The 25,277-nt window shown below is 60.7% G+C and carries 21 protein-coding genes and 1 pseudogene; 4 read left to right on the top strand and 18 right to left on the bottom strand.

What is annotated here, in order from left to right; all coding sequences use genetic code 11:
* Positions 1-103 precede the first annotated feature (103 nt).
* The 3 genes from AC5Y4D_RS21455 to AC5Y4D_RS21445 all read right to left on the bottom strand — a co-directional run bounded on the left by AC5Y4D_RS21455 (position 104) and on the right by AC5Y4D_RS21445 (position 3,532).
* Positions 104-847, bottom strand: coding sequence for a nucleotidyl transferase AbiEii/AbiGii toxin family protein (locus tag AC5Y4D_RS21455; protein WP_011560566.1), 744 nt, complete (start codon positions 845-847; stop codon positions 104-106).
* On the bottom strand, positions 844-1,755 hold the full coding sequence (locus AC5Y4D_RS21450) for a hypothetical protein (protein WP_017205323.1): 912 nt from the start codon (positions 1,753-1,755) through the stop codon (positions 844-846). Before AC5Y4D_RS21450 ends, AC5Y4D_RS21455 begins: the two co-directional genes overlap by 4 nt.
* A 614-nt stretch (positions 1,756-2,369) precedes the next feature.
* A protein-coding gene (locus AC5Y4D_RS21445; protein ID WP_225323256.1) for an IS3 family transposase occupies positions 2,370-3,532 on the bottom strand; the annotation gives its coding sequence in 2 pieces (ribosomal slippage) (positions 2,370-3,245 and positions 3,248-3,532; 1,161 coding nt in all).
* A 68-nt stretch (positions 3,533-3,600) separates the two neighbouring features.
* Between AC5Y4D_RS21445 and AC5Y4D_RS21440 the strand changes: the two are divergent.
* Positions 3,601-4,044: pseudogene (locus tag AC5Y4D_RS21440) on the top strand (DDE-type integrase/transposase/recombinase); the annotation flags it as partial.
* A gap of 40 nt (positions 4,045-4,084) precedes the next feature.
* Here AC5Y4D_RS21440 and AC5Y4D_RS21435 read toward each other — a convergent pair.
* From AC5Y4D_RS21435 to AC5Y4D_RS21370, 14 genes are all read right to left on the bottom strand, one after another.
* Complete coding sequence (locus AC5Y4D_RS21435; protein WP_011856018.1) at positions 4,085-5,284, bottom strand: acyl-CoA dehydrogenase family protein; 1,200 nt, start codon at positions 5,282-5,284, stop codon at positions 4,085-4,087.
* A gap of 160 nt (positions 5,285-5,444) precedes the next feature.
* Positions 5,445-6,551 (bottom strand): NDMA-dependent alcohol dehydrogenase, encoded by a 1,107-nt coding sequence (locus AC5Y4D_RS21430; RefSeq protein WP_011560572.1) that lies wholly within the window; start codon positions 6,549-6,551, stop codon positions 5,445-5,447.
* Positions 6,552-6,699: 148 nt separating this feature from the next.
* On the bottom strand, positions 6,700-7,110 hold the full coding sequence (locus AC5Y4D_RS21425; RefSeq protein ID WP_005110592.1) for an SCP2 sterol-binding domain-containing protein: 411 nt from the start codon (positions 7,108-7,110) through the stop codon (positions 6,700-6,702).
* A 91-nt stretch (positions 7,111-7,201) separates the two neighbouring features.
* Positions 7,202-8,260 carry a BtrH N-terminal domain-containing protein gene (locus AC5Y4D_RS21420; RefSeq protein ID WP_005086581.1) on the bottom strand — a complete coding sequence of 353 codons (1,059 nt, stop codon included), beginning with the start codon at positions 8,258-8,260 and terminating at the stop codon, positions 7,202-7,204.
* Positions 8,261-8,309: 49 nt separating this feature from the next.
* Positions 8,310-9,455: an acyl-CoA dehydrogenase family protein gene (locus AC5Y4D_RS21415; protein ID WP_005086582.1), complete on the bottom strand. Its 1,146-nt coding sequence runs from the start codon at positions 9,453-9,455 to the stop codon at positions 8,310-8,312.
* A gap of 38 nt (positions 9,456-9,493) precedes the next feature.
* Positions 9,494-11,113, bottom strand: coding sequence for a fatty acid--CoA ligase (locus tag AC5Y4D_RS21410; protein WP_017205326.1), 1,620 nt, complete (start codon positions 11,111-11,113; stop codon positions 9,494-9,496).
* Between the two features lie 26 nt (positions 11,114-11,139).
* Positions 11,140-11,793: a transglutaminase-like domain-containing protein gene (locus tag AC5Y4D_RS21405; RefSeq protein WP_011560574.1), complete on the bottom strand. Its 654-nt coding sequence runs from the start codon at positions 11,791-11,793 to the stop codon at positions 11,140-11,142.
* Positions 11,790-13,247, bottom strand: a complete 1,458-nt coding sequence (locus tag AC5Y4D_RS21400) for a cytochrome P450 (protein ID WP_011560575.1) — start codon at positions 13,245-13,247, stop codon at positions 11,790-11,792. Before AC5Y4D_RS21400 ends, AC5Y4D_RS21405 begins: the two co-directional genes overlap by 4 nt.
* A gap of 145 nt (positions 13,248-13,392) precedes the next feature.
* Complete coding sequence (locus AC5Y4D_RS21395) at positions 13,393-14,892, bottom strand: flavin-containing monooxygenase (RefSeq protein ID WP_017205328.1); 1,500 nt, start codon at positions 14,890-14,892, stop codon at positions 13,393-13,395.
* Positions 14,893-14,968: 76 nt separating this feature from the next.
* Positions 14,969-15,934: an alpha/beta hydrolase gene (locus AC5Y4D_RS21390; RefSeq protein ID WP_012296509.1), complete on the bottom strand. Its 966-nt coding sequence runs from the start codon at positions 15,932-15,934 to the stop codon at positions 14,969-14,971.
* The gene (locus AC5Y4D_RS21385) at positions 15,931-17,448 is read right to left on the bottom strand and encodes a flavin-containing monooxygenase (protein ID WP_011560579.1); all 1,518 of its coding nucleotides are present in this window, start codon (positions 17,446-17,448) and stop codon (positions 15,931-15,933) included. The genes AC5Y4D_RS21390 and AC5Y4D_RS21385 overlap by 4 nt, the downstream gene beginning before the upstream one ends.
* Before the next feature lie 44 nt (positions 17,449-17,492).
* Complete coding sequence (locus AC5Y4D_RS21380; RefSeq protein ID WP_011560580.1) at positions 17,493-18,986, bottom strand: flavin-containing monooxygenase; 1,494 nt, start codon at positions 18,984-18,986, stop codon at positions 17,493-17,495.
* Positions 18,983-19,906, bottom strand: coding sequence for a hypothetical protein (locus tag AC5Y4D_RS21375; RefSeq protein WP_005086594.1), 924 nt, complete (start codon positions 19,904-19,906; stop codon positions 18,983-18,985). The genes AC5Y4D_RS21380 and AC5Y4D_RS21375 overlap by 4 nt, the downstream gene beginning before the upstream one ends.
* 13 nt (positions 19,907-19,919) lie before the next feature.
* Positions 19,920-20,774: an SDR family NAD(P)-dependent oxidoreductase gene (locus tag AC5Y4D_RS21370; RefSeq protein WP_011560581.1), complete on the bottom strand. Its 855-nt coding sequence runs from the start codon at positions 20,772-20,774 to the stop codon at positions 19,920-19,922.
* A 128-nt stretch (positions 20,775-20,902) separates the two neighbouring features.
* Here AC5Y4D_RS21370 and AC5Y4D_RS21365 point away from each other — a divergent pair, with 128 nt between their 5' ends.
* Entirely contained in the window at positions 20,903-21,535 is a 633-nt protein-coding gene (locus tag AC5Y4D_RS21365) for a TetR/AcrR family transcriptional regulator (protein WP_005086596.1), read from the top strand.
* A gap of 181 nt (positions 21,536-21,716) precedes the next feature.
* On the opposite strand, the gene AC5Y4D_RS21360 is transcribed toward AC5Y4D_RS21365, so the two are convergent.
* Positions 21,717-22,586: a metal-dependent hydrolase gene (locus AC5Y4D_RS21360; RefSeq protein ID WP_011560583.1), complete on the bottom strand. Its 870-nt coding sequence runs from the start codon at positions 22,584-22,586 to the stop codon at positions 21,717-21,719.
* A gap of 69 nt (positions 22,587-22,655) precedes the next feature.
* On the opposite strand from AC5Y4D_RS21360, the gene AC5Y4D_RS21355 reads away from it, so the two are divergent.
* Both AC5Y4D_RS21355 and AC5Y4D_RS21350 read left to right on the top strand, forming a co-directional pair.
* Positions 22,656-23,330 carry a TetR/AcrR family transcriptional regulator gene (locus AC5Y4D_RS21355; protein WP_011560584.1) on the top strand — a complete coding sequence of 225 codons (675 nt, stop codon included), beginning with the start codon at positions 22,656-22,658 and terminating at the stop codon, positions 23,328-23,330.
* Between the two features lie 343 nt (positions 23,331-23,673).
* Positions 23,674-25,275: an acyl-CoA carboxylase subunit beta gene (locus AC5Y4D_RS21350; protein ID WP_011560585.1), complete on the top strand. Its 1,602-nt coding sequence runs from the start codon at positions 23,674-23,676 to the stop codon at positions 25,273-25,275.
* Positions 25,276-25,277 lie beyond the last annotated feature (2 nt).

Raw genomic sequence — 25,277 nt, 5'->3', positions numbered from 1 at the left:
CAGCCATGTCAATGCTCCGGCTCAGCATTTGCCGGCTCCGTCGAGACCGAAACCGTTTCGCTCGGCGTAGCCGCACGGAAACGAACGACTGTCTGCTGGTGCGTCATCGCGACACGATGGCGACATGGCGCCGGAGCAGCGCCCGCACTCTGGCCGGCACCCTCGTCGGCGGACTGGAGATCATCTGCGCTGCCACACGCGCAGCGTCGCCGCGCTCGCCGGCCTTTGTGATCTTGGGGTCGCCCAGGCGCCACGGCGAAGCGTGGTAATCGGGTTGTGACGCGACGATCTCCAGTAGTGTCTCGATATCCTGGAGGTCACGTTCGGAGTCGCGAACGGTACGTGCCAGCATCTTCAACACGAATGCTGCCTCGACGTCGGGAACCGGAATTTCGAACTCAACCGTGTCGCCGTCGGTGAGTCGGGCTGTGACGGCGACTTCGATCGGCGGTAGGGCGAGCGCCAACCGCAGCCCTGGCGCTCCGTCGAAGGCTCGTTCGCCGATGATCCGCTTGCCTGGTTTGGCTGCGGTGGGAACTAAGAGGTCGACCGCTTGCTCACCCCGCTCGTAGCGGTTGCCGCACTCAGCGGTGTACCCCAGTGCGGTGAGTCGATCGTGGAGGTTCCCGGTGGACGCCACGTTGACGTCGATCCCGGTGTCTGCGTCGGAGGTCAGTCGCGGTATGCCCGACACGTTGTAGACGTGCCGCAGCAGTCGCACCATGTGACCGCCGATGACGCGGTACTCGATGTCGGCAGTGACTGCGGCCACGTCACGCAGTGCACGCATTCCGTTGTCGTCGGCCACCGCAGTGCAGGCGATTTGCACCGATGCTGTTCCGGTCACCGGTGCACGATCCAGTCGCTGAGATGCTGCGGTGCACCGTCGCCAAGATCGGCACCGCCGCTGAGGTCCTGAAGCGCAATCACTGGATCCACAGTGATGATGTCGGAACGCTGCGTATCACGAACCCGCCGCCACCAGGCCGCGGTCGTCCAGACGGTCGGGTCGGCGGGAACCCGCACAGTCAAGGTCGCTTCCTCGGCGGTGGCCTCCACCAAACCGAACTCGGAGAGGTCGACCAGTTCTTTGGCATAGACCAGACCTCTGGTTGGTACCTGCCACGGTCGCAGGACGTCGGCGGCGACCTCGCCGCCAGCAAGGATCGGCACGGTGAGCTCGGCGCCGAGTCGGGTCGCACTGCGCACCTGCTCCACTACCGGATCCATTCCATACCAGTACGTTTCGACAAGTCCGCTGTCCGCAGGTACCAATGCCAGTTTCACCAGGAGCTCCCGGCGCGCAGCCTCGGTCATCGGCGTGTCCGGCAGCGGATCCTTCTCGGTCATTTTGGACACCGCCTGCTGGCTAACTCCGATGGCCGCGGCAATGTCGCGTTGGCGGAGGTGACCGCGCGTAAGCACACAGACCCGTTCAGCCGCCCGCCGCCGCCAGCTGCGCTCGCTGGCGGCGCGGGGCGGCCGTCCTGGTGTTGGCGTTCGGTAGGTTCGCCCGGAGAGCACCAGTTCGCCGGTGCTGCCGACGCTGAGATCCACGTCAGCCTGAGCCAGGAGCGCTGAACGTGCCTCATCTGAGATGGTCTCGCACACCACGAATACGCGGCGGCCTGGATGGCGGCGCACACGACTAAGGACTGCGGCCGGAGATGGCACACGTTCTGCCAGAACCAGGTCCGCTACTACGGCGCGGCCATCGATTCGGTATGTGATGCTGTGTGCATCACCAGTCACCATCCGCACGCCTGCGTCGACCAAGCGGGCAGGAATCGAAGCAGAGAGCACGTCTGTTACTCTACTCAGTGACTACTTGTCAAACAACCTATTGTCGATAAATAGCGTTCTGGTTGTTTGACTTCGACCAACCAGTGGCGTACAAACCGTCCATTGATCCGTCATACGCTGGTGGAGTTTAACGGGCCTAGCGTCGAGGAACCTGAGCAGATAGAGCTACTCTGACGTTTTCGCGGCGACGCCGGTAGCCCAGGCATCGCTGACAGCCGCTGACTCTTAATCAGCGGGTCTGGGGTTCGAAACCCTGACGGCGCACCATGCAAACGCAATGCTCAGGCAGGGTTGTTGTCGTTTCGGAGTGTTTGCTGCCTGTGACAGATGTGACCGATGTGACCGAAAGGTCTCCATATTGTCCCCGCGCTGCGGAAGCAGACCCACCACAGCAAACGGCGCGTCGGCGTGACATGTGAGACCGCCGTCCTAAGGTCGTGCCGTGTCTAATATGCCTCCCGACCCCGATGCATCTGACTCACGCGAGGACGGTGCACCTACCAAAGAGGCCTGTGCCAAGCTCTATCAGGAAGTGGGTCTGCTGCACGATCAGGTGACAATTTCGGTCACGCGGCCTGACTGGCCGTCGTGGTCATGATGGCTTCGTATTCGACGGGGGTCAACCGGCCGAGGGCGCCTTGGCGGCGACGTCGGTGGTAGGTGCGTTCGATCCAAGTGACGATGGCGATCCGCAGCTCCTCTCGGGTGGCCCAGCGGCGGCGGTCGAGGACGTTCTTCTGCAGCAGGCTGAAGAAGCTCTCCATCGCCGCGTTGTCGCCGGCCGCGCCGACACGTCCCATTGAGCCGACCATGCCGTGATGGTGCAGGGCCTGGACGAACTTTCGACTTCGAAACTGCGACCCTCTGTCCGTGTGAACCACGCAGCCGGCGACCACCCCACGGCGGCCGACCGCGTTGCGCAGCGCGGCGGTCGCCAGGCGTGACTTCATTCGGGAGTCGATCGAATAACCCACGATGCGGTTGGAGAATGCATCCTTGATCGCGCAGAGGTAGAGCTTGCCCTCGCCGGTATAATGCTCAGTTATGTCGCTGAGCCACAACATGTTTGGCGTTTCAGCGGTGAAGTCGCGCTGGACCAGATCGTCGTGCACCGGCGGTCCTGGTTTGCCGTTCTTGCCGCGCTTCTTGCCGAACACGCTCCACAACTGCTGCTGTGAGCAGATGCGCCAGGCGGTGCGCTCGGCCATCGGCTCGCCGGCCTCACGGGCCTCCTCGACGAGGTAGCGGTAGCCGAACTCGGGGTCCTCGCCGTGCGCGTCGAACAGGGCGTTGGCGCGGTATGCCTCGACGAGTTCGGCATTGGTGATGGGATTTGCCCGCCAGCGGTAGTAGGGCTGGCGGGCGAGCTTGAGTACCCGGCGCGTCACCGCGACGGGAATCCCGTCGGCGGCGAGCTCACTTACGAGCGGGTAGACCCTTTTCCCGGCAGATTGGCCTGCGACAAGTACGCCGCTGCCCGCCGTAAGACTTCATTCTCTTGTTCCAACAACCGATTTCGGCGTCGTAGCTCGCGCAGATCAGCGGAGTCATTGGTGCTCTTACCTGGCTTGGCGCCCTCGTCGACGTCGGCTTGGCGCATCCACTTGGTCAACGTCATCGGGTGCACGCCGAAATCGGTGGCGATCTGCTCGATCGTCACCCCGTCGTCGCGGTTACGGGCAACGCGGACGACGTCGTCGCGAAATTCACGGGGGTAGGGCCTAGGCACACTGACATCCTTCCAGCCCGCCCGCTTTGGGCAAGCCAACTCAGATGTCACCTATTGGTGCAGCAGACCCGATGATCGTGGGCTGGCGGGTAGCGTCGCACATGCGTACCACCATGGTGCTGGATGCGTTGGAGATGGCTCGTTGGTCACGCGGAAACACATTGCCGGGCTTGACATGTCACTCCGATGCCGGATCGCAATTCACCTCTATCCGCTATGGCGAACGGCTCGCCGAGATCGGAGCGGTCCGCTCGATCGGCACGATCGGAGACAGCTACGATAATGCCCTGGAGACGGTGAACGGCTACTACAAGGCGGAGCTGATCTACGGGCCAGTCCGCACCAGGCCGTGGAAGACCGTCGAGGACGTCGAACTCGCGACCCTGAGCTGGGTGTACTGGCACAACACCAGCCGCTTACACAGCTACCTTAATGACATCCCACCCACCGAGTTCGAAGCCGCGTTCCACGATGCACATGGGACCGACCAACCCCTGGCCGGAATCCAATAACCCGAGCCTCCGGGAAAGTCAGGGCGATTCAATCAAGTAGCTAGAGTCCGATACGTTTGGCGATGACCTCGTTCATGATTTCGTTGGTGCCGCCGCCTATTCCGAGAATTCGGCAATCTCGATAGTGTCTCTCGATCTCAGACTCACGCATGTAGCCCATCCCACCGAAGATCTGAACCGCCTCATTGACCACGTAGTCGCACGCATACACAGCGGTGTTCTTGGCCATCGACACCTCGGCAACGACATCCTCCCCCGCTAGCCACCTCTGCATGACCGCACGGGTGTAGGTGCACGCCACGTCGACCTGTCGAGCCATCTCCGCAAGCTTATGGCGAATGATCTGGCGCCCCGTCAAGGGTCTACCGAACGTTTCACGTTCCCGCGCCCAACTCTTGGCAAGGTCGAGAGCCCGACCCGCCGTCGCGTACGCCTGGACGGCGATGCCGAGCCGTTCAGCCTGAAATTGCTGCATGATCTGCAAAAACCCACTGTTCTCTGCCCCCACCAGGTTGTCAGCCGGTACGCGAACGTCGACGAAAGACAACTCGGCGGTGTCGCTACATCGCCACCCCATCTTGTCTAACCGGCGGGACACTTCGAATCCAGGCGAATTCTTGTCGATCACAAGCAATGAAACTCCACCGTAACCCGGTCCGCCGGTGCGTACCGCCGTAGTAACGAAGTCCGCTCGAACTCCGCTGGTGATGAACGTCTTTGCTCCGTTGACCACGTAGGTGTCCCCCTCGCGCACCGCGCGTGTGCGCAGATTCGCGACATCTGAGCCTGCCCCAGGCTCGGTAACGCCCAGCGAGCCGATCATCTTTCCTGCGAGCGTAGGACGGACATATCGTTGAATCAGGGCGTCGGAGCCATTGGCGGCAATGTGGGGAAGGGCAATGCCATGGGTGAACAAGGCGGCGCAGACGCCAGTGGACCCGCCTGCGGCCAGGATGGCCTCAGTGACCAGTGCAGAGTCAATCGCATTGCCGCCGCTGCCGCCGACTTCTTCCGGGAACCCGATTCTGAGAAGCCCCACCTCGGCAGCATTGAGATGCAGGTCGCGCGGAATCTCACCCACGTGCTCCCATTCCGCTAGCTTCGGCGCGATTTCACGTTCCGAGAAAGACCGCGCCATTTGGCTCAGCGCTCGTCGCTCCGGCGTGGTCCACACCTCCGGGGCGATAGCGAAACGAGCAGCCCCATCCCTGCTTGCCGTGGTCGTGCCAGCGTCCGTCATCTCAGCCTCCCAGAGAATGTGATAGATGATCGATGAGGTGTCTGATGCTTGCCGTCCTCACGACGGGAAAGAAGGACCCGACGCCAACCACCCAAGGGGCCCGGCCGCATGATCTGCAGCAACGCAAGGACATGGAGACCAGCAGTGGGCATGATGCTCTTCAGAACCGGACCAGCCCTCGGATATTTTTTCCTGAACGCATATCCTGGTAGCCCTCATTAATTTGGTCGAGGGAGTATTCGCGGGTGACCAACTCATCGAGCTTCAACAACCCAGCGGAGTACAGCTCGACCAGTCGCGGAATATCGTGCGGCGCATTGGATGAGCCATACAAAGCGCCACGAATCTGCTTCTCGTAAAGCGTCATTTCAAGCAGTGATCCTGAGATCGATGAGTCGTCGGGGTGCCCGATGGCCGTGACCACGACGCGCCCGCGCTTTCCGACCAAGGCCAGCGCTTCCGCGGTGTAGGAGGCCTCAGCCACATCGGTGGTGAGGATGCAGACATCAGCCAGCTTGCCCAGCGTCATATCGCTGACCAGCGACCAAGCTTCATCCATCGAGGCCGCGGTGTGCGTCGCACCGAACCCGCTCGCTTGCTCTCGCTTGAACTTCACCGGATCGACCGCCACAATCGCCAGCGCTCCCGCGATTCGCGCGCCCTGAATCGCATTCATTCCGATTCCGCCCGCTCCCACTACCACGACGGTGTCCCCGGCGCGCACCTCCCCAGTCCGCACCGCAGATCCGTAACCGGTCGTGACGCCGCAACCGATCAAGGCTGCCCGATCCAGGGGGATTCCGCCGTCAATCTTGACCACGGACGCCTGCGGCACCACTGTGTACTCGGAAAACGTCCCGAGCAAACACATCTGCCCGACGTCCTCGCCTCGTGCGTGAAAGCGATAGGTGCCGTCGATCTGCGGTCCCATCATGAGCGCCGCTCCCAACTCACAGAGATTGCCCATGCCGCGCGCGCAGTACGAGCAGCGCCCACACGAGGGAAGGAAGGTCAAGATGACAGAATCACCTTCGGACAGTTCCTCAACCCCTTCGCCGCACTCCACGACTGTGCCAGCACCCTCATGACCCCCCACTACCGGCAATGGGATCGGGAGGTCGCCGGTCACCAGATGTTCGTCGGAATGGCACAAGCCGGTGGCCGCCAGCCGCACGAGGACCTCCCCGGGACCTGGCGGATCCAAATCGACTTCTTCGACCTCCCACTTCTGCTCCAAGCCCCACAAAACAGCCGCACGTGTCTTCATGTTGAAGTCCCTTCTATCGAATTACGCTTCTCGAGTAGTTATCCCGACCGCGCACGGTGGTCGCGCGAACTGTCCTGGATGATCTCCGGGCACATCGCCCAGAGGCCCGCGCCGCTCACCCGGGCCCGGGCGCGGTACCGCACCGACATCACACATTGAGCAGGTCGTGACGCTTGTCGGCCTCAAGGATTGCCCGGTATTCCGGAAAGAGGTTCTTTGCCTGCGGTATGAGCTTGATCAGTTTGGTGACAGGACCTTTCGCTCGTACAGTTCCTTTCGCCATCGCCATGGTCAAGTTCACCTTCCCCAACCAGAACCTGTTGCCGGTATCCGCGGACATGAACAATTCGACATTCGGTGTAACGCCACTGTCCGCGCCGGTCTCTACGACCTTCTCCGGCATATCCACGGTTACTACCGCATCCGGATCGGTGTAGTGGATCCGTAACACCACCCCGGACCCGGCAAGTCTGTTCGCAAGGTCTTCGTTCTCCAAACCTCGTCGAAAGATGCCGGCGAGGTAGCGGTAAACCTCTTCCGCATCAGCGAAGACAGCCATCGTGATTCTCCCTTCCTATGACACAATTCAAAGCGCTCAAATAAATCTGCTGGGTCGCAACCAGTTCGGCTTGCTCCGAAGCAATCAGAACTCATAGGAGTAGATCTCCTGCCTCCCTCAGCGCCTCCGCGAGTCGACGTTCGGCTGTCGGCAATTGCGCAGCCACGGACGCGGCGCCGCTCGCTCTTCGGTGCGGATCTGCACCGCGGTCATAAGCGGCGTGCGCAACCGCGGTCCACAACTCAGATGCGGTCTTTGCAGCCTCCGCTGCTTTAAACGCAGGTTCGAAACTCAACTCTTCAGCGACGCGCCGACATCCACGTGCTTGCAGATCTCGGAACAGACCGCCTCCGGTTCCGGCTTTTTCGATGAAGGCGCTCAGCGCAAACAAGGCTCCGTCGAGGGTGTCGTCGTCAAAGATCTTCGGCCACCGCTTGAGATCCTCCACAAAAGTCGATACCCCTGGTAGCCCACGCACCTGAATTTCACAATCGGAGTCCTCGGTGATCGGCGCGCTCACACACGAACCCTGCATCGCGTCCGCGGACCTACGGAAGGCCGACCGGGCAGCATTGCCGAGATCTGGTGCCGCGCCGGGCCACTCGACTACGTAGGTGGTGTGCCGCGTGGGGACGGGAAATCCCGTCGATGCCCGCGCCTTCCGTAGATTCTCGTAAGGCACGGCTTGAGGTGTATCGCGATCGTTATCGACCACGAAGGCGAGTTCCTCGTCGTCGTCGTACCCTACGATCACGACATCGTGCCGGCTCATACTCAGACGCGTTCTCAGATAGGGCAATTCGGCGATGTCAGTCCACACCATGACCGGCGTACCGGCATCGATCTGTTCGGTCACCCATTTCCACCCGAGATCGGGGTCGTCTGTCGAACGACACTCGAAGCGCGCGCCCAACCGGGTCAAGTATTCGTCTTCGAGGTCCGCGCTGCGTCCAACGAGGTAGATCGGTGGACGTAGGTGGGCCGAGCGAACATACGAGAAGTCGAGGGCCCCGCCGAGAGCAAACACGATGCCTTCGTCCGGGGTGTCATCACCCCAACGGATCCCGGCCCATTCGGTCAAATCCCGAAGAGCCCCCGATCCGCAGTGGCCGCCCATGTCGTGGCGATACGGCACCACCATCGATGCCATCAGTCCTCCTCCTCTAGATGACTAACGTGCGGGCGGCAACTCCTCTGAGTCATAGGGAACGCGAGATGATTTCCTTCATCACCTCGTTCGTGCCGGCATAGATTTTTTGCACGCGCTGATCCACCCACAACCTCGAGATGGGGTACTCGGTCATGTAGCCATATCCGCCGTGAAGCTGCATACAGTCATCGAGTACCTTCATCGCTCGCTCAGTGGTCCACCACTTCGCCATGGCGACGGTCTGCACGTCGAGTTGACCCGCAAGGTGCAGGTCGATGCAGTAGTCGAGGAACACTCGTGCGATGCGCGTTTCTGTCGCGGCTTCAGCCAGCGTGAACTTGGTGTTCTGAAAGCCAAAGACAGGCCGACCGAACGCCTCCCGCTCACGCGTGTACTTGAGCGTCTGCTCCAGGGCAAGTTCCATCGCTGCGACAGCCCCCACCGCGACGATGAGTCGCTCTTGTGGCAGCTGCGTCATCAGCTGAATGAAGCCCTGTCCCTCAGACTGGCCCAGTAGATGCGAGCGCGGAACTCTCACTTCATCGAAGAACAACTCGGAGGTGTCCTGGCCGCGCTGGCCGATTTTGTCGAGAACCTTGCCGCGCCGGAATCCCGCCCGGTCAGCCTCGACAACGATCAAAGAGATGCCCGCAGCGCCCTGGCTCGGATCTGTCTTGGCAACAACGATGATGAGGTCGGCCTGTTGGCCGTTGGTGATGAAAGTCTTGGAGCCGGTGATCACGTACTCGTCACCGTCCAGGAGGGCTTTTGTCTTGACGCTCTGCAGATCGGACCCGGTCCCCGGTTCTGTCATGGCGATCGCCCCGATCATTTCACCGGACGCCATCTTGGGAAGCCACTGCGCGCGCAGCTCTTCAGTCGCGTACTGCAGGATGTAGTGGGCGACGATTCCGCTGTGCAGTCCCGCGCCCCATGAGCTGTCACCTATGCGGGCCTGCTCTTCAAGCACGACCGCTTCGTGCGCGAAAGTGCCACCGCCTCCGCCGTATTCCTCAGGTATAGACATGCAGAGCAGGCCCAGCTCGCCTGCTCGGTTCCACAGTTCTCGGTCGACGTGGTGCTGGTCTGCAAAGCGGTTCGCATGCGGCGCCAATTCGGCCGAGAAGAACTTCGCAGCGAGGTCACGAAGCTCGAGTAATTCGGCATTCATCCAGGGAGAGATTGGTGAGGACATGATTACCTTCCGACTGTTGGAATTCCAGGGATTTGACGTTATGACGTTTCGATTTCGATGAGGTATTCGCCGGCAGAGTGGCGCGCACGGATGACCTTTTTGTCGTACTTTCCGACGCTCGTCCTCGGAATATCGGACACGAAGCTCCATCGCTCGGGAATCCACCATTTGGCGACTTTGTCCGCAAGGAACGATCGGAGTTGGTCAATGTCAACGTCGGTTCCGGGGTGGACGACGACAAGCGCCAACGGCCTTTCCTGCCATTTATCGTCCGCGACGCCGACTACCGCCGCTTCGTACACGGCAGGGTGGCCGATCAGCGTGTTTTCCAGCTCCACCGAGGAGATCCATTCGCCACCTGACTTGATGACGTCTTTCGAGCGGTCGGTCAGTGTCAGATAGCCCTCGGCGTCGATCTTGCCCACATCACCGGTACGCAGCCATCCTTCGTCGAACTTCTCCGTATCGTTGTTTCCGAAATAGGACCCGGTGATCCAGGGACCGCGCGCCTGGATCTCCCCAACTGATTGCCCGTCCCACGGCACGTCTTTCCCGTCGTCGTCCCGCAACCGGATTTCGACACCGCAGATCGGTCGGCCCTGGGATGCGCGCAGCTCCCAGCGCCGCGTCGCGTCGGCTCTGTGAGCCGGACGTGCAACGGTCGCCAACGGAGAGGTTTCGGTCATACCCCAGGCCTGCACAATGGGCACGTCGTACTTCTCTTCGAATGCCCGCATCAACGAAAGCGGAACAGCAGACCCCCCGCACGCGACCAGCCGTAACGAAGAAATGTCCCGCTCAGGGTGCGAATCCAGATATCGGTCGACATCGTTCCAGATCGTCGGCACTGCACCGGCCAAGGTCGGTCTGGTGTCTTCGATGATCGACACCAACGGTTCGGCTTGGAGATACCGGTCAGGCAGTACCAGATCCGCACCGGACATCAACGCTGCGTAAATAAGCCCCCACGCATTGGCGTGAAACATTGGGACGATGGCCAGCACACGGTCGGCCTCGCTGACTGACAAAGCGTTAGCTGTGCAGGCGGTCAGGGAGTGAAGGTACGTCGAACGGTGGCTGTAGACGACGCCTTTGGGATCTCCGGTGGTACCGCTCGTATAACACATGGCCGCGGCGGACAGCTCGTCGAGCTCAGGCCAGTCAAATGATTCTTCTTGGCCGGCAAGCACTTCCTCGTAACGCAGAACGGTCTTCCCGCATCCCTGGAGCGGGGCAAGGTCGCCCTCTCCGGTGACGATGACGGTGTGCACCGACGCCATCGCTGGGAGCGCGCGCGCCAACAACGGGGCAACCGAAGCGTCGACTAGGACGATCTGATCGCTCGCGTGATTGGCGATGTACGCCAGTTGCTCTGGGGCCAAACGAATGTTGAGCGTGTGCAGGACCGCGCCCATGGAGGGAATCGCACAGTAGGCCTCCAGATGTTCCTGGTTGCTCCACTGGAAGGTGGCCACGCGTTGGTCTGCCGTGACGCCAAGACTGCGCAGCGCATTGGCAAGGCGAGCCACTCGCGCCAGCACAATGCGGTAAGGCGTTCTCCGATATCCATTTCCGGTCGGAGTGACGACCTCGCTGTCACCGTGTATGGCTGCCGCATGCTGGACGATCGCCGACACCGTGAGCGGAACATTTTGCATTGTGCTTTGCATCGTGTAGTGCCCTTTCAGGCGAAGAGGTCGGGACGGCTGTTCGGCTGATCGATGAATGTGCCGTAATGCGTTCTCAGTGCTTGCAGGATGTCTGCTAGGGGTAGATCGTCGTAGGCTCCCCGGTCGCGCAGATACTCCATGTGCTGGGTGCCGTCAGCGGTGAAACCATGGAGTAGCGCGTCGCTACGGCCGTCGAATTCGATCGGCGAGACACCGAAGCGTGCGCACAGCTCGCGATTGAACGCCGGGGTGGCCTTTACCCACGCACCGTTGAGGAACATGAGACTGTAGCCGTGGTAGACGAAAACGTCGCTACCACCCATCCGCTCGCGCAATGCCTTGGTCTGGAGGTGGTTTCGGACGTCGGCGAACCCCAGCCGCGCCGGGATTCCCGCCGCTCGGCACGCTGCAGTCAAGAGCACGGCCTTCGGGACGCAGTAGGCCCGTTCTGCGGTCGCGACGGTGCTGGCGCGATACGCGTGCGGGTTGTCGGTCACCGTGTAGGGGTCGTACCAAATGGAGTCACGGACCGCGGTGAAGATGGCGATGGCCTTCTCGGTGTCGCCGCAGGCACCACGGATCGCCGATGACACGAAGTCACGTACCGAATCTTGTTGCCAGTCAAGAAACTCCGTGGGTTCGAGGTAGGGGCTGTGGTCGACGGTCATCGGCGCTTCATCTCCAACGGAAGTCCGTCCACCGGAATGGGCAGCGAGGTGTTGTCCCATCGGACGTGATAGTTCTCCGGAACCTTCCAAGTGAACGAACGCAGCATCCTGTGCAGGATTGCTTTGACTTCGAGCGTCCCGAATTGCATGCCGATGCACTTGTGCGCTCCACCTCCGAACGGAACCCAGGCGAATCGGTGGTGTTGGTCTTCGCGCCGAGGCTCGTCGAAACGTGAGGGATCGAACCGCTCCGGATCACTCCAGATCGTTCGATCGAAGTGATTCACGGCAGGCGTTATAGCGCATAACGTGTTCGAGGGGATGTGATATCCATCGATGGCGACATCTCGAACCGTCTTGCGCATCACCAGCGGAACAGGTGCAAGCAGTCTGAGCGCTTCCTTGATCACGAGGTCGATGACCGTCATCTTCTCCAGGGCCTCGATGTCCGGCAACCCGTCACCGATGGCCGCGGCTTCCGCAGCCGCAGCCTCCTGCCACTGCGGATACTTGGCAAGGAAATAGGTGACCGCTGTGGTGGTGATCGTCGAGGTGTCGTGGGCCGCCATCATCAAGAAGATCATGTGATTCACCACATCCTCGTCGGAAAACCGCTCCCCGTCTTCGGTCGTGGCTTGACAGAGAGCAGCGAACAGATCCTCCGTTTCACCGGCTCGCGCGGCCGGCAGATGCCGGAAGAAGTAGTCCTCCAAAACGCGCCGCCCTTGCACACCAGCGCGGAATCTGGTTCCCGGAAGCGGAGCACGCACAAGGGAACTCGCCGCCCGGACCGTAGCGACGAACGCCTTGTTGACAGCATCGCTCTCGTCCTTGCCGCGGCCGCCCATGAAGACGTCGGTAGCGATGTCGAGGGTGAGTTCCTTCAACAGTGGGTAGATTCGAACCGACGGGCCCACCGGCCACGCAGGCACTGCCGAGCGAACGCATGGCGTTACCTGTTCGACGTATCCGGTCAGGCGCGGACGCGTAAACGCCTCCTGCATGATGCGCCGGTGCATCAAGTGCTCGTCGAAGCTCATGAGCATCAAACCGCGATGGAAGAAGGCGTCGATCAGGAAGGACCAGCCATCCTGAGAGAATGCTTTCGCTTCGCTCGTGAACGCCTCTCGAGTGGCGTCAGGGCCGGCGATGACCACCATCTTGGTGCCGAACGCGCCCATCCACGACACCGAACCCAGACGGTCGTAGCGCTCTCGACTGAAATCCGAGCCGAATCGGATGTAGTCGAGCGTGTGACCTACGAAGGGCAGTCCGGCATCCCCCCGGACGGCTTTCAATCCACTGCCCGCGGGTGCCGGTGCCAGTTCACGAACCGGCCAGTCCCGGCTCCATCGACGCCATCTGTCGTCGACGGCGTGAGGCGCGGGGACCATGATCACAGAGGACAACCGCTCCTTCACGTGGTGCGCAGGTGCGAGAAGGTGATTCGTCATGGTTCCTCCTGGACGCTGGGCCGCTTTGACGGCGTCCACCAGTCTTTACAAAGATGCCATTGATGTCAATATCTAGACATTATTGGCCTAGCGGTTAAGTGCGCGTCTCGTGCCCTTAGTCGGCCAGGCTCGGTTCTGCAGGGTCTCAGACCTTTAGACGCCCGACGTTTCTCAAGACGTAATCGCCGCTGTGCGGCTTCCGGGTAAGGAGTCGATAAACCAAGGTAGGCCCCGGCCAGTTCGTCGGGATTTCCCCGCTCGAGGTTCGATACCAGCTCGCACACAGCGCCCACACCGACCTCCGTAGTCGCCTTCTCAAGCGCGTGTTGTAGCGTTGCGCGCTCTCCGTCCTGACATCGATCGCATGACCCGGATGAGCAGCCACGGCTTTGATGAGCGTTGCGATGTGACGGACTTGTGACTCGATCATGTAGAGGATCGACCCCGAGCCCACATTCGTGTTGGGACCATAAAGCAGGAACAGGTTCGGGAACATGGGGACAGTGATGCCCAGATATGCGTACGCCTGGGTCTTCCACACCTCGGCCAAGGAGACTCCGCGAGAGCCGCGCACGGACATCGGGGCGAGAAAATCGGTGGCGCGAAACCCGGTTCCGTAGATCACGACATCTGCAGGACGAAACTCTCCATCCACGGTCTTGACACCGTTGTCGCAGAGCTCTGCGATAGCCTTCGGCACCAACGACACGCGATCACTCGCGATTGCTGGATAGTAATCATTCGAGAACAGCACTCGCTTGCACCCTGGCGCGTCCGAAGGCATCAATTGCTCGCGCAAAGATGGGCTAGCAACCTGCCGATGTAGGTGGCGGCGCGCGATCGCACCGAGGACGCGTGAGAGGGGCTTCGCGTCGACTAGCGTCACAGCGAGCAACTCGAAAATTAGCCATACCGCGAAACGCTCGAGGCGCAGCGCCATCGGCAATAACTCGCTCACCCTGTCGTGAAGGACTCCATACCTGCTGTCCCACTTCGGCAAGATCCACGGAGCCGTGCGCTGATATAGCGTGACATGCTCCGCCTCCTGGGCGATGTGTGGCACGAATTGGATGGCACTAGCTCCTGTGCCGATGACGGCTACTTGCTTGCCGCGAAGCGAAACCGATCGGTCCCAACGCGCCGAATGAAAGCGCGGCCCCTGGAAGGTGTCTGCGTCGGCAATAACGGGTACGTGGGGCAAGGAGAGCTGACCCACGGCCGAGACGACGACATCGCAGGTTATTGTCTCGTTCGAGTTCGTAACCAGGGTCCAACGCCCTAGCTGGTCATCGAAGGTCATTGCGACAACTTCGGTCTGGGTACGCAGATGCGCGGCCAGTCCGCCACTCTCCACGAGTTGTTGGAGGTACTTGAGTATCTCGGGTTGCTCGGCATATCGCCGTGACCAACGAGGATTGGGCTTGTACGAGAGTGAGTACAACGCTGACGGCACGTCGCAGGCCGCTCCCGGATAGGTGTTGTCACGCCAAACACCCCCGATGTCTGCAGCCTTTTCCAGGATCGTGAAGTTCGTGAACCCGTCCTTCTTCAGCCGGTGGGCCATCGCAACCCCGGCGAAGCCGGCCCCGATGATCACGATCGACGGATCGTATGCGCGACAGGCCGTCGCGAAGTTGCTGCTCATGAGGCAGAGACGACTGACTTCACGCTGCGGCGGTCGAGGTGGTGTAGGTGTAGGAGCATTGCCTGTTCGGACACTTTCACCTGACTTCCGAGGCTTCAAGGAAGCGTCCCGCTCGATGAATCGCGTCTCGGGCTTCGGGAAGAATCCGGAACATAGCCTGGAATACATGGATCTGTCCCCGGTATACCTGGATCTCGACGTGGGATCCAGCTGATTGAAGTCGCTCGGCGAGACGGCGCGAGTCATCGATCAACATTTCTCTCCCGCCCACCTGAATGAGGATCGGCGGCATCGAGGTGAGGTCCGCGTCAAGCACGCTGAGGCGCGGATCTCCGCGATCTGCGCCACCTACGTAGAGGTCAAGAGCGCGCGCCGCTGATTGAGCGGAGGCAAAAGGATCCCGGCGGCGAATTTCACGCGCTCTGGCAAGTTCGCACCTGAGATCCAGGACGGGAGACATCAGCAGCATCGCATCAGGGAGCGGCAATCCAACTGCACGTGCGCCCAAGGCCGTGGCCATCGTGAGCTGACCGCCCGCTGAATCGCCGGCAACCGCGACGGTGCGCTGACAAGAACCCGGGGACCCTCCGCTGGTAAGCCAGCGATACGCATTCAGCGCATCGTCCGCGGCTGCGGGATAGGGATACCGCGGGGCAAGACGATACTTCACTGCGAAGATGGGGCGCCCGCTCGCCGAGGCGAGTTCACCAAGAAGACCGCGGTGCGTCTCCGGCGAGCACATAGAATAGGCGCCGCCGTGGATGTACAGCAAAGGGTTGGCATGCGGATTAATGGCAGGCGTGGTGATCCAGTCCCCACGAACCGGGCCTCCGGCGAATACAGTGTCAACCTTGCGCACTGTGACGCCGCGCCGAGGCCGTGAGGCTACGAGCGCTGTTCGAAGCACGCGATCCATCACCGCAAGTCCGTAGGCGTTTGATGGCATCAGCTGCGCCAGTGGCCGCAGCGTGGTTCGCGAGGACATCGCGACGAGATGACTGGCAAGACTGGGCTGCCAGTCAGGGGCATCCATTCTGGTCACCGGGGACACACCTCTTCGGGCCGATTCTCGAATCGGTAGTCCGAGAGGCGAAAGGTGCGGCTCCGCCAATAGGTCTCCAGAGTCGTTGATGGACGGAGTGGAACGTCACCGTGCCTGTCGAAGTAGTAGCTGTTGGCATTGGAACAGCTCGGCTGCCAGAAAACCTGTCTGTGACGCCGCCTTAGCACTTCGGCGAAATAACGGTCGTTCGCCTCCTTCTTGACCTCCACGCAGTTAGCACCCAGCGCCCGCGCGCGACGAAGACACCGGACGATGTGCCGACTCTGCGCCTCGATGAGCGTGAAGTACGAGGAACCGTTGTAGCCGTACGGGCCGAAGATGTTGAAATGATTCGGAAATCCCGGGACGCTCACCCCTTCGAAGGCCTGCAGTCGATGCTCGTCCCACCATGTAGCCTGCTCCAGCCCGCCGCGTCCCTTCAATACGTAAGTTGGCATGTTGCCCGACTCCATCACTTTGAAGCCGGTGGCCAGGATCAAGACGTCAATGGGATGAGCTTTGCCGTCTCGAGTATGGACGGATGCATGGTCGATATGGGTTATGCCGCTCGTCTCGAGCGAAACGTTGGACCGGTTGTACGTTGCGAGATAGGAATTGTGGAAGCTGGGTCGTTTACAGCCCAACGAGTAGCGCGGAATGAGTTGTTCTCTCGTCGTCGGGTCATGGACCTCACGCCGCATGTACCGCTTTGCGGCGCTCTCCATGACATCGGCGAACGGTATCACCGTATGAAAGTGAGCGGCGATTGGGAAAGTGATTTCCACGAACGCCTGGCTGGCGGTCCGGGTCGCCAATTGTGCCCCCGGCAGGAAATGTAGAAGCCTTCCACCCCACGTCGGTATGGGGAAGTCTGGCTTCGGCAGACAATAAATTGGAGTTCGCTGAAATACCGTCAGACTCTCTGCTTTCTTTGCGACTTCGGGTATCAGTTGCACCGCCGATGCACCGGTACCGATTACTGCAACCCTCTTCCCGCTGAGATCTTTGGCATTGTCCCATCTAGCCGTGTGGAGCGTAACGCCGGCGAAATCTCGCACCCCCTTGATTTCAGGCCACTTTGGCCGACTGAGAACGCCGGAGCAATTTATCACGAAGCGTGCCGTGAACTCCTCACCATTGGCACTGGTCAAATGCCACCGTGTTGCGTTCTCGTCGAAACAAGCCTCGGTAATGGTTGTGTTGAAACGAATATGGTCCCAGAGCCGATACTTTTCAACACATCGCTCGGCATAGGCTTTGAGCTCATTGCCGTGGGCGTACGTGCGCGACCAAGAGGGCCGCATTTCGTATGAGAATTGATAACTGAACGACGGTATATCGACAGCGATACCCGGGTAGGTGTTCCAGTGCCACGTACCACCTACGCCATCGGCGTCATCAACCATCAAGAAGTCGGTAAATCCCGCCTTCATCAAGCTAATGCCAGACCCGATGCCGGAAAATCCAGCTCCTATGATAATTATCTCGTAATTACGGTCGGACTTGCGATCCATTCCTGTATTTCACCGTTCTGACGGTCAGCCCTGCAAACTTGTATTCAGAGTGATTGCGTCAGCTCGACGTGTGTATCGTCGCGCCGGGTTATCACGTAATCATGAGGATCCAAGCGGGATAGTTCTCTCATAAACTGGGTCGCGAAACCTGGGTACATCGTGCCGTTGTAGCCGTCCTCGGTCAAATACCAACTGCTGCACCCCGAATTCCAAGTCGTTCGTCGAAGGCGGCGCTGAATTTCGGAGTGATAGCGGTCCTGACGATCCTCCCTCACATCCAAAGTGCCGATGTCATTTTGCTGAAGGAGCTTGATCGCCTTGACTATATAGTCAATTGCAGCCTCCATATATACGAGCGCCGAGTTGTGGCCTGGCCCGGAATTCGGTCCGAAAGTGAAGAATAAGTTCGGATACCCGGCCACGCTCACGCTCTTGAAGGCAAATGTCCCCTGAGACCATTCATCGCCGAGCTTCCGACCGCCGAGGCCGCTAATCGGGAACGGGGTGCCACGTTTGGCCACATCGAAGCCAGTGGCAAATACGATACAGTCCACTTCGTGCTCGACACCGTCGGCGGTCCGAACACCGTTGGGTGACAATGTGGCGATCGGCCAGCTGATCAGCTTGCAGTTATCCGCCTGTAGCGCAGGGTAATAATCACTGGTCATGAGCATGCGCTTGCATCCAGGCCTGAAATGGGGCGTCAACTGACGTCTCAACCAGGAGTCTTTCACCTGCCGACGGAGATGAGCCTTGGCCGCCAGCTGTATCGCGGACGTCGCGGCGGTGTTCCAGACCATACCCACTGCCATCACTTCGTGGGCCCAAAACCACGCGTCGCGGAGCGCTTGTTCGCTCACCGGCAGGTGTGTGAAGGTCGAACGCGCCCAGGCCGGATGCCTGAAGTTCACCCTGGGCAACACCCAGCCGGGCGTTCTCTGGAAGACTTTGACCGAGGCAGCCGACTTTACGAGCTCGGGAATGATCTGAACCGCGCTCGCGCCTGTCCCGATGACTGCAACCCTCTTACCGCCGAGATCGTAGCCATGGTCCCATCGAGCGCTGTGGATCTTTTTTCCACCGTACGAGTCAATACCCCGAATATCGGGAAAGCTGGCGTTGGCAAGTGGTCCACTGGCCATCACAACTGACCGGGTGTGATACCGCTTTCCATCTGCCGTGTCGGCCATCCAGATGCCGGCACTCTCATCGAATTCCAAGGCAGTCACGTCGGTATCAAACTGGATGAACCGGGCAAGATCGTACTTGTCGACCATATCGTCGATATATTCGAGGATCTCAGCGCTCCCCGAGTAGGTACGAGTCCAGCCCGGATTCGGCTCGAACGAGTAGGAGTAGAGAAGCGAGGGAATATCGCAGGCCGCACCGGGATAAGTATTGTCTCGCCAGGTGCCTCCGACGCGATCTGACCGTTCCAGGATGACGAAGTCATCCGTGCCCTCTTGAAGCAGTCTGATCGCCGCACCGATACCTGCGAACCCGGCGCCGACGATCAACGTCGTCGTGGTGCCTGTCATTTGGCAACCGGTTCGTAGGTCAGTTCGTCCGTCCAGGATGGCGGCCGACCGAAAATCTGAACAGGGAAAACATCGATCGCATTGCCAAGGCGCTGAGACACGAAGTGCAGAGGCTGGGACCGCTTGATGGACGACGACATGTGCGCCTTCAAGATGTGATAGCCGGGCACCCTCCGCGTATGCTCACTGCGATCGCCGACATTGGCATACCGCGTCACTGCGTTGTATAACTTCTCCTCGGACAGACCCATAGCGTTGAGATTCATCAACATGCGCGTCAGGAGCGGGATATACAGCAACGCGCCGGTGAGAATGCGCGGGTCGACAAGAGCACCCGCAGTTTGAATGGCGTGGATTCGCATCGGGCTGGCGCCCAGGTCATTCAAGACCTGGAAGCCAACCGCGAGATGCCTTGATTCGTCGCTGTTGACCTTGTTGAACACCTCCCCGCACACAGGGTCGTCAACCTCATCGAGGAGAAACTTCAGCAGCGCTCCATCGAGCGCAGTCTCCAGTGCCGGAATCGCGGCCCCGATGACGGTCAGGGGCAGGGCTTCCGCATAACGGTCCAGCCATTCGATGACCAGCCGAATATTCTTGTTCGGGACCGGTTTCTCGCCTTCCTCGAGCATGCCCCAGCGACGCATCAAGGCAAGTTCGGCATTGGCGTGACGCTGCTCCTCGGCGTGAAAGTAACGGTAAATGTCTCCGAGCGCTTCGAATGGCGCCTTTGGAGCCATCGCGGCGAAGGCACGTGCTCCAACATGCTCAATCCACACCACGTCGGACATGAATTGCTTGAGTTTGGGACGCTGTTCATCGGTGATCAGTTCCGCGCCAGGGGCGTTCCAATCGATATCGGCAAGAGCCCATTGCTTGTTTTTGATTGTCTCGAGCATGTCACTGTATGCGAAAGCCATTTTCCCTGCTCCTCTACTCGGCTGAATCGTTCCATGAGGCCATGCGCTCCACGAGGCCCAGCGTGCGAGTAAAGGGGCCGGGTAGGGCTCTCTTGAGTTGCCACAAGACTTTGGCATCGAGTTGGGGTACTACATAAATTTGTCCGCGATCGTGCGCGTTCAACGTCGTTCGAGCAACGTGCTGTGGCGAAATGCCGGTCCATTTCATCAGGTTGGCCGCGAGTCTTGCAGCCGCCTCGTCGATTTGAGGATTGTTGACGATGTTCGTCTTCACGAAGGTGGGGCAAAGCACTGTGACGTTGATGTCAGTACCGCTCAGTTCGGCCGCCAATGTCTCCGACAGAGCGAGCACCCCGGCCTTGCTCACGTTGTAAGCCGCCATCCGAGGGGCCGAGCCAAAGCTCGCTGCCGACGCCACATTGATGACTCCGCCATGCCCATTGCTGCGGAGCCGAGGCACAAAAGTCTCGCAGCCGTAGATAACGCCCCAGAGGTTGACAGAAATCGCCGCGTTCCAGTCCTCGATCGACGTCGCGCCGATGCGGTTGCCGCCCGCACCGATTCCGGCGTTGTTGATGACGAGGCTCGCAGCCTTCTCGAACCAGTCTTCGCTCACATCAGCGAGGTTGCGGACCTGCTCAAGATCGGTGACATCGCATTCGATGTCGAAGCCCTCGCCGCCAGCCTGCCTCACCAACTCTGCCGACTCTTTTGCAGTGACGGGATCTTTGTCGGCGCACACCACGCGTCCACCTCGGCGCGCAAGCTCCACGGCGAATGCGCGGCCGATACCGCTTCCTGCGCCCGTGACGACTGCATCGGCGCGGTGCGTTCTGCCTGGTGCGCCGCCGAAGGGCAGCAATCTCATCCGTCTGCCTTTCGGGTCGCGACATGGACGTCTGCTGTGGGGAAACTCTCATCTGGGGGCACCAGCCACCATTGGTGTCGCATGCCACCAGTTTGGTGGTGGAACGAGCACCTTGTCAAGATGGAGAGGTGCGGTCGAGAAACAAGCGCTGGGGTGGTCGGACCGGGGCCGAGCGTCGTGCCGAGCGACGGCAGCAATTGATCGAGGCCGCAACCGAGATTTGGAGTGAGAGCGGTTGGGCCGCGGTCACTATGCGCGGCGTATGCGCCCGCACAGGGCTGAACGATCGATACTTCTACGAGGGCTTCAAGACGCGCGATGAGCTGCTCGTTGCTGCGTGGGATGGCGTCCGCAATGACATGCTCGGCGAGGTCGCCGCGCTCTTCAACGAGCGTGCGAATCGGCCGCCGATCGAAACCATCACCGCGGCGATCACCATCGTGGTCGACCGGATCGCACGCGATCCCGGCCGGGCACGCATCCTCCTCGCTCAGCATGTCGGTAGCTCACCGCTACAAGACCGCCGCGCCGTGGCGCTACAGGAAGCAACGCAGTTGGTCGTTGAGGCAAGCCGGCCACACCTCCGACAAGATGCCGACGAGATAGCCCTTCGCATGGACACCCTGATCGCTGTCGGGGGATTCGTCGAAGTCATCACCGCCTGGCACTCCGGTTTGCTTGCGGTGACCGAGAAAGAAGTGGTCGCGCACACCAGCAGACTTGCTGAAACCCTGGCTCAACGCTATGTCATCAGCGACTGATCGAGGCTCACAACAGGCCAGCCAGCCCCGTGGCGATCGCTGCGAACCGCATTTGCGGGTCCGACCGCCACCTTCACCGGCCACCGAGCACCGAATCCGTGAGTCACCGACGCGTCGCACCCTGTTCGGAAGGAGCGACGCAGGAACGGTGCTCCTGCGTCGCCGCACTTCCGCATCTTTGCTATCCCGACGAAGCGATAACTCGCTGTGAACCGTCTTGGTCGAACAGTTCTTTGCTCCAATGCTCCAGGACCGCGGCGCTGTCCCAATCATCAGGATGGAAACCCGGGCGATTGTAGGAACGGAAACGCCGCAGCGCATCGGCGGTGAACATCGGGGTGCGACTAAAGCGGTACAGACTGCGCACCAGGGTGACCGGGTTATATGAGGCTCTATCAGCGGCCATAGACAAGGCAGTCTGCAGAATGAGCTCGCCGAACAGAATTACTGAAGCGATCCGCATGCCCCGTACACGGGTGCGCTCGGTTGCTCCCACCAGCCGATAGACATCAAAGGCAACCGCTTTGTGCTCCGACTCCTCGAAGGCATGCCACAGCAGAATCGGTCGAACCTCTGTCTGGCCGATGAGCTTCTGGGCGTCTTCGCTGGTAAGAATGATTTCTGCCAGCGTAGCGGTGTAGTGCTCCAACGCGGAGGTCATGGACAGCCGCATTTCCGGCGAAAAGCGCCGTTCCAATCGCTTGATCAAGCGTCCGACATGACGGTCGATTCGCGCGGTCGGATAACCCATGACCTGGAGTCGCTCGTTTAGGAGACGATGCTGGTGTCGATGTGTGGCCTCTTGTCCGATGAAACCCTTGACCGCTGTCTCTAGTTGGGGATCGTCGATGGAACTCTGGAAGTTCCTGACCGAGCGGATGAAGAAATCCTCGCCTTCCGGGAACGTCGCAGAAAGCACCGAGATGAAATGGCTCATCACCAGGTCGCCATCGACAAAATGTTGCCGCTTCGTGGAGGTCGGCATCGGAAACCGAACGCGCCTGGGTTTTGGCAGCACCCGGGTCGGGGTCGGGGCTTGATCGTCCGACATTTGAGGTCCTTCCTCGAAGTTTGGATCTGACTTTATGCCTTGTCAGATAAGACTGCCAGACTGTAGGACATGAGTCCAGCACGTGTCTATGGCGGGCTGTCCGCAACTCAACGCGATGCACAGCGTCGCGTGATGTTGATTGATGCCGCGGTCTCAATCATGGGCACCCACGGAGCTACCGCGTGCACCGTGACCGCCGTGTGTGCGAAATCAGGAGTGACGAGCCGGTACTTCTACCAACAGTTTCGCGATCGAGACGCGCTCTTGCGTGCGGTATTTGCCAAGATCTCCACTACCTTCCAAGCGGTGATAACCAGCGCCATTCCGGACGACACGGTTGCTCCTCAAGAACTGGCTTACGCTCCGATCAAGGCCCTGGTTCAGGTGATCGAGAACGATCCCCGCATGGCCCGCATACTGTTTGTCGAGTCGGGCGCAGAACCCCTCCTTCGGCAGCTGCGAAGCGATCTGATGACCGATTTTGCGGAGCTGGTGCTCAGAGAGGCCCGCTTGCACCTCGATATACCCAGCGATGTGCTCCAAGTCGCAGATCTCGCCGCTACCTACGGTGTCGGGGGCCTGTTCGAGATACTCCGTCGCTGGATAGATGGACAACTGAACCTCTCGACTGAAATGCTCATCGAGCACTGTGCGGGTTTTCTCGGCATTCTCGGCCTGTATACCCTCGGACAGGCGCCTGATCAGGCCGCTCCGCCGCTGGCCAAAGCCGAGGAGACCCGATAGATTCTGGCCGACCGGCGTTATGCACTACTCGGTTGGCTGAAGGGCATGGCGCGACACTGACAATCGCTGCGGGTGTTCACCCGAGATCGCGAACCGTAGACTCCACGCGCGCCGGACGAGGAACTCGATACGACCTCGCACGGGCCCTGTGTGCCGTCCCTCCCCAGTCAATTCCTTCGATCGCTCGATCTGCAGCGAACGCACCGCTTCGATCCTCGCCATTCGACGGAACCACGGCGCGGAACAAATCCGACGCCCGCCTGCGCCGTTGTCACCTGATGTTAATTGCGGCTAACATCAGCGCCTAGTAGATCGACGTCGATGCTCGCCCGGAAGGAAAACTTTGGTACAGGTCCTGCCCGATCGGGTCGACGACACCGCGCCCGGCTATCTCAAGAACCGCGAAGGACTGAGCGCGCAACTCGACACCATCGCGGAGCAACTGGCGCTGGTCAACGGCGGCGGCGGCGCGAAATACGTTGCGCGCCACCGTAAGCGGGGCAAGCTGCTTGTCCGCGAGCGCATCGAGCTGATGCTCGACCCCGACACGGCGTTCCTCGAACTATGCCCCTTCGCCGCCTGGGGCAGTAAGTTCCCCGTCGGCGGTAGCGTGGTGGTAGGCATCGGCGTGGTCGAGGGCATCGAGTCGATGATCATCGCCCACGACCCCACCGTCCGCGGCGGCGCATCGAACCCTTATACCTTCCGCAAGGTGTTCCGCGGCATGGCCATCGCGCGGGAGAACCGACTGCCCATCATCAACATCGTCGAATCTGGCGGCGCCGACCTGCCCACACAGGCAGAGATCTTCGTGCCCGGCGGACAGCTGTTCCACGACTTGACCCAGCACAGCGCAGCGGGGCTGCCGACACTGGCCCTGGTCTTCGGCAACTCGACCGCGGGAGGTGCGTACGTCCCGGGCATGTGCGACTACGTCGTGATGGTGCGCAACCGTTCCAAGGTGTTCCTCGGCGGTCCGCCGCTGGTCAAGATGGCCACGGGCGAGGTCTCCGATGACGAGTCGCTCGGCGGCGCCGACATGCACGCCCGCACCTCGGGGCTGGCCGATTACATGGCCGAGGACGAGCAGGATGCGATCCGCATCGGCCGTCGCATCATGGCGCGGCTCAACTGGCGGAAGAACGGCCCCGGACCCACCACGCCGCCGCACCCACCGGTGCACGACCCCGATCAGCTGCTCGGCATCGCGTCGGTCGATCCGAAGGTGCCCTTCGACCCCCGCGACGTCATCGCCCGAGTGGTCGACGGCTCGGCCTTCGACGAGTTCAAACCTCTCTACGGCACGTCACTCGTCACCGGCTGGGCCTCGATCCACGGCTTCCCGGTCGGCATCCTCGCAAACGCACGGGGCATCCTGTTCAGTGAGGAGGCCGAGAAAGGTTCGCAGTTCATCCAACTGGCAAATCAGATCGACACCCCCCTCATCTTCCTGCAGAACACCACCGGTTTCATGGTCGGTGCCGAGTACGAACAGGGCGGCATCATCAAGGACGGCGCCAAGATGATCAACGCCGTATCAAACAGCACGGTCCCCCACGTGACCATCACCATGGGTGCGTCCTACGGTGCCGGGAACTACGGCATGTGCGGGCGATCGTACTCACCGCGTTTCCTATTCGCTTGGCCTAACTCGAAGTCGGCCGTGATGGGTCCGGCGCAACTGGCCGGAGTGCTGTCCATCGTGGCGCGCGAGTCCGCCGCCGACCGCGGGCTGCCCTTCGACGAGCAGGCCGACGCCCAGATGCGCGCCGCCGTCGAGGAACAGATCGAGCGCGAATCCGTCGCACTGGCCAACAGCGGCCGACTTTACGACGACGGGATCATCGATCCCCGCGATACGCGGACCGTTCTCGGGTTCTGCCTGTCGGTGATCCACAACGGCGAGGTCCGTGGCCAGCGTGGCTACGGCGTGTTCCGGATGTGATG

This window comes from Mycobacterium sp. NGS67, assembly GCF_059812185.1.
The sequence above is the reverse complement of the archived record's forward strand: the minus strand, read 5'-3'. Positions and strand labels throughout refer to the sequence as shown.

Bases quoted from the DNA above. Each gene is read 5' to 3' on its own strand.
- AC5Y4D_RS21370 (WP_011560581.1), bottom strand. From the start codon at position 20,774: ATGAGATTGCTGCCCTTCGGCGGCGCACCAGGCAGAACGCACCGCGCC.
- AC5Y4D_RS21435 (WP_011856018.1), bottom strand. From the start codon at position 5,284: ATGACGGACGCTGGCACGACCACGGCAAGCAGGGATGGGGCTGCTCGT.
- AC5Y4D_RS21450 (WP_017205323.1), bottom strand. From the start codon at position 1,755: ATGGTGACTGGTGATGCACACAGCATCACATACCGAATCGATGGCCGC.
- AC5Y4D_RS21360 (WP_011560583.1), bottom strand. From the start codon at position 22,586: ATGTCGGACGATCAAGCCCCGACCCCGACCCGGGTGCTGCCAAAACCC.
- AC5Y4D_RS21405 (WP_011560574.1), bottom strand. From the start codon at position 11,793: ATGACCGTCGACCACAGCCCCTACCTCGAACCCACGGAGTTTCTTGAC.
- AC5Y4D_RS21410 (WP_017205326.1), bottom strand. From the start codon at position 11,113: ATGCAAAATGTTCCGCTCACGGTGTCGGCGATCGTCCAGCATGCGGCA.
- AC5Y4D_RS21425 (WP_005110592.1), bottom strand. From the start codon at position 7,110: ATGGCTGTCTTCGCTGATGCGGAAGAGGTTTACCGCTACCTCGCCGGC.
- AC5Y4D_RS21375 (WP_005086594.1), bottom strand. From the start codon at position 19,906: ATGGCTTTCGCATACAGTGACATGCTCGAGACAATCAAAAACAAGCAA.
- AC5Y4D_RS21400 (WP_011560575.1), bottom strand. From the start codon at position 13,247: ATGACGAATCACCTTCTCGCACCTGCGCACCACGTGAAGGAGCGGTTG.
- AC5Y4D_RS21385 (WP_011560579.1), bottom strand. From the start codon at position 17,448: ATGGATCGCAAGTCCGACCGTAATTACGAGATAATTATCATAGGAGCT.
- AC5Y4D_RS21420 (WP_005086581.1), bottom strand. From the start codon at position 8,260: ATGGCATCGATGGTGGTGCCGTATCGCCACGACATGGGCGGCCACTGC.
- AC5Y4D_RS21380 (WP_011560580.1), bottom strand. From the start codon at position 18,986: ATGACAGGCACCACGACGACGTTGATCGTCGGCGCCGGGTTCGCAGGT.
- AC5Y4D_RS21395 (WP_017205328.1), bottom strand. From the start codon at position 14,892: ATGAGCAGCAACTTCGCGACGGCCTGTCGCGCATACGATCCGTCGATC.
- AC5Y4D_RS21430 (WP_011560572.1), bottom strand. From the start codon at position 6,551: ATGAAGACACGTGCGGCTGTTTTGTGGGGCTTGGAGCAGAAGTGGGAG.
- AC5Y4D_RS21355 (WP_011560584.1), top strand. From the start codon at position 22,656: ATGAGTCCAGCACGTGTCTATGGCGGGCTGTCCGCAACTCAACGCGAT.
- AC5Y4D_RS21415 (WP_005086582.1), bottom strand. From the start codon at position 9,455: ATGTCCTCACCAATCTCTCCCTGGATGAATGCCGAATTACTCGAGCTT.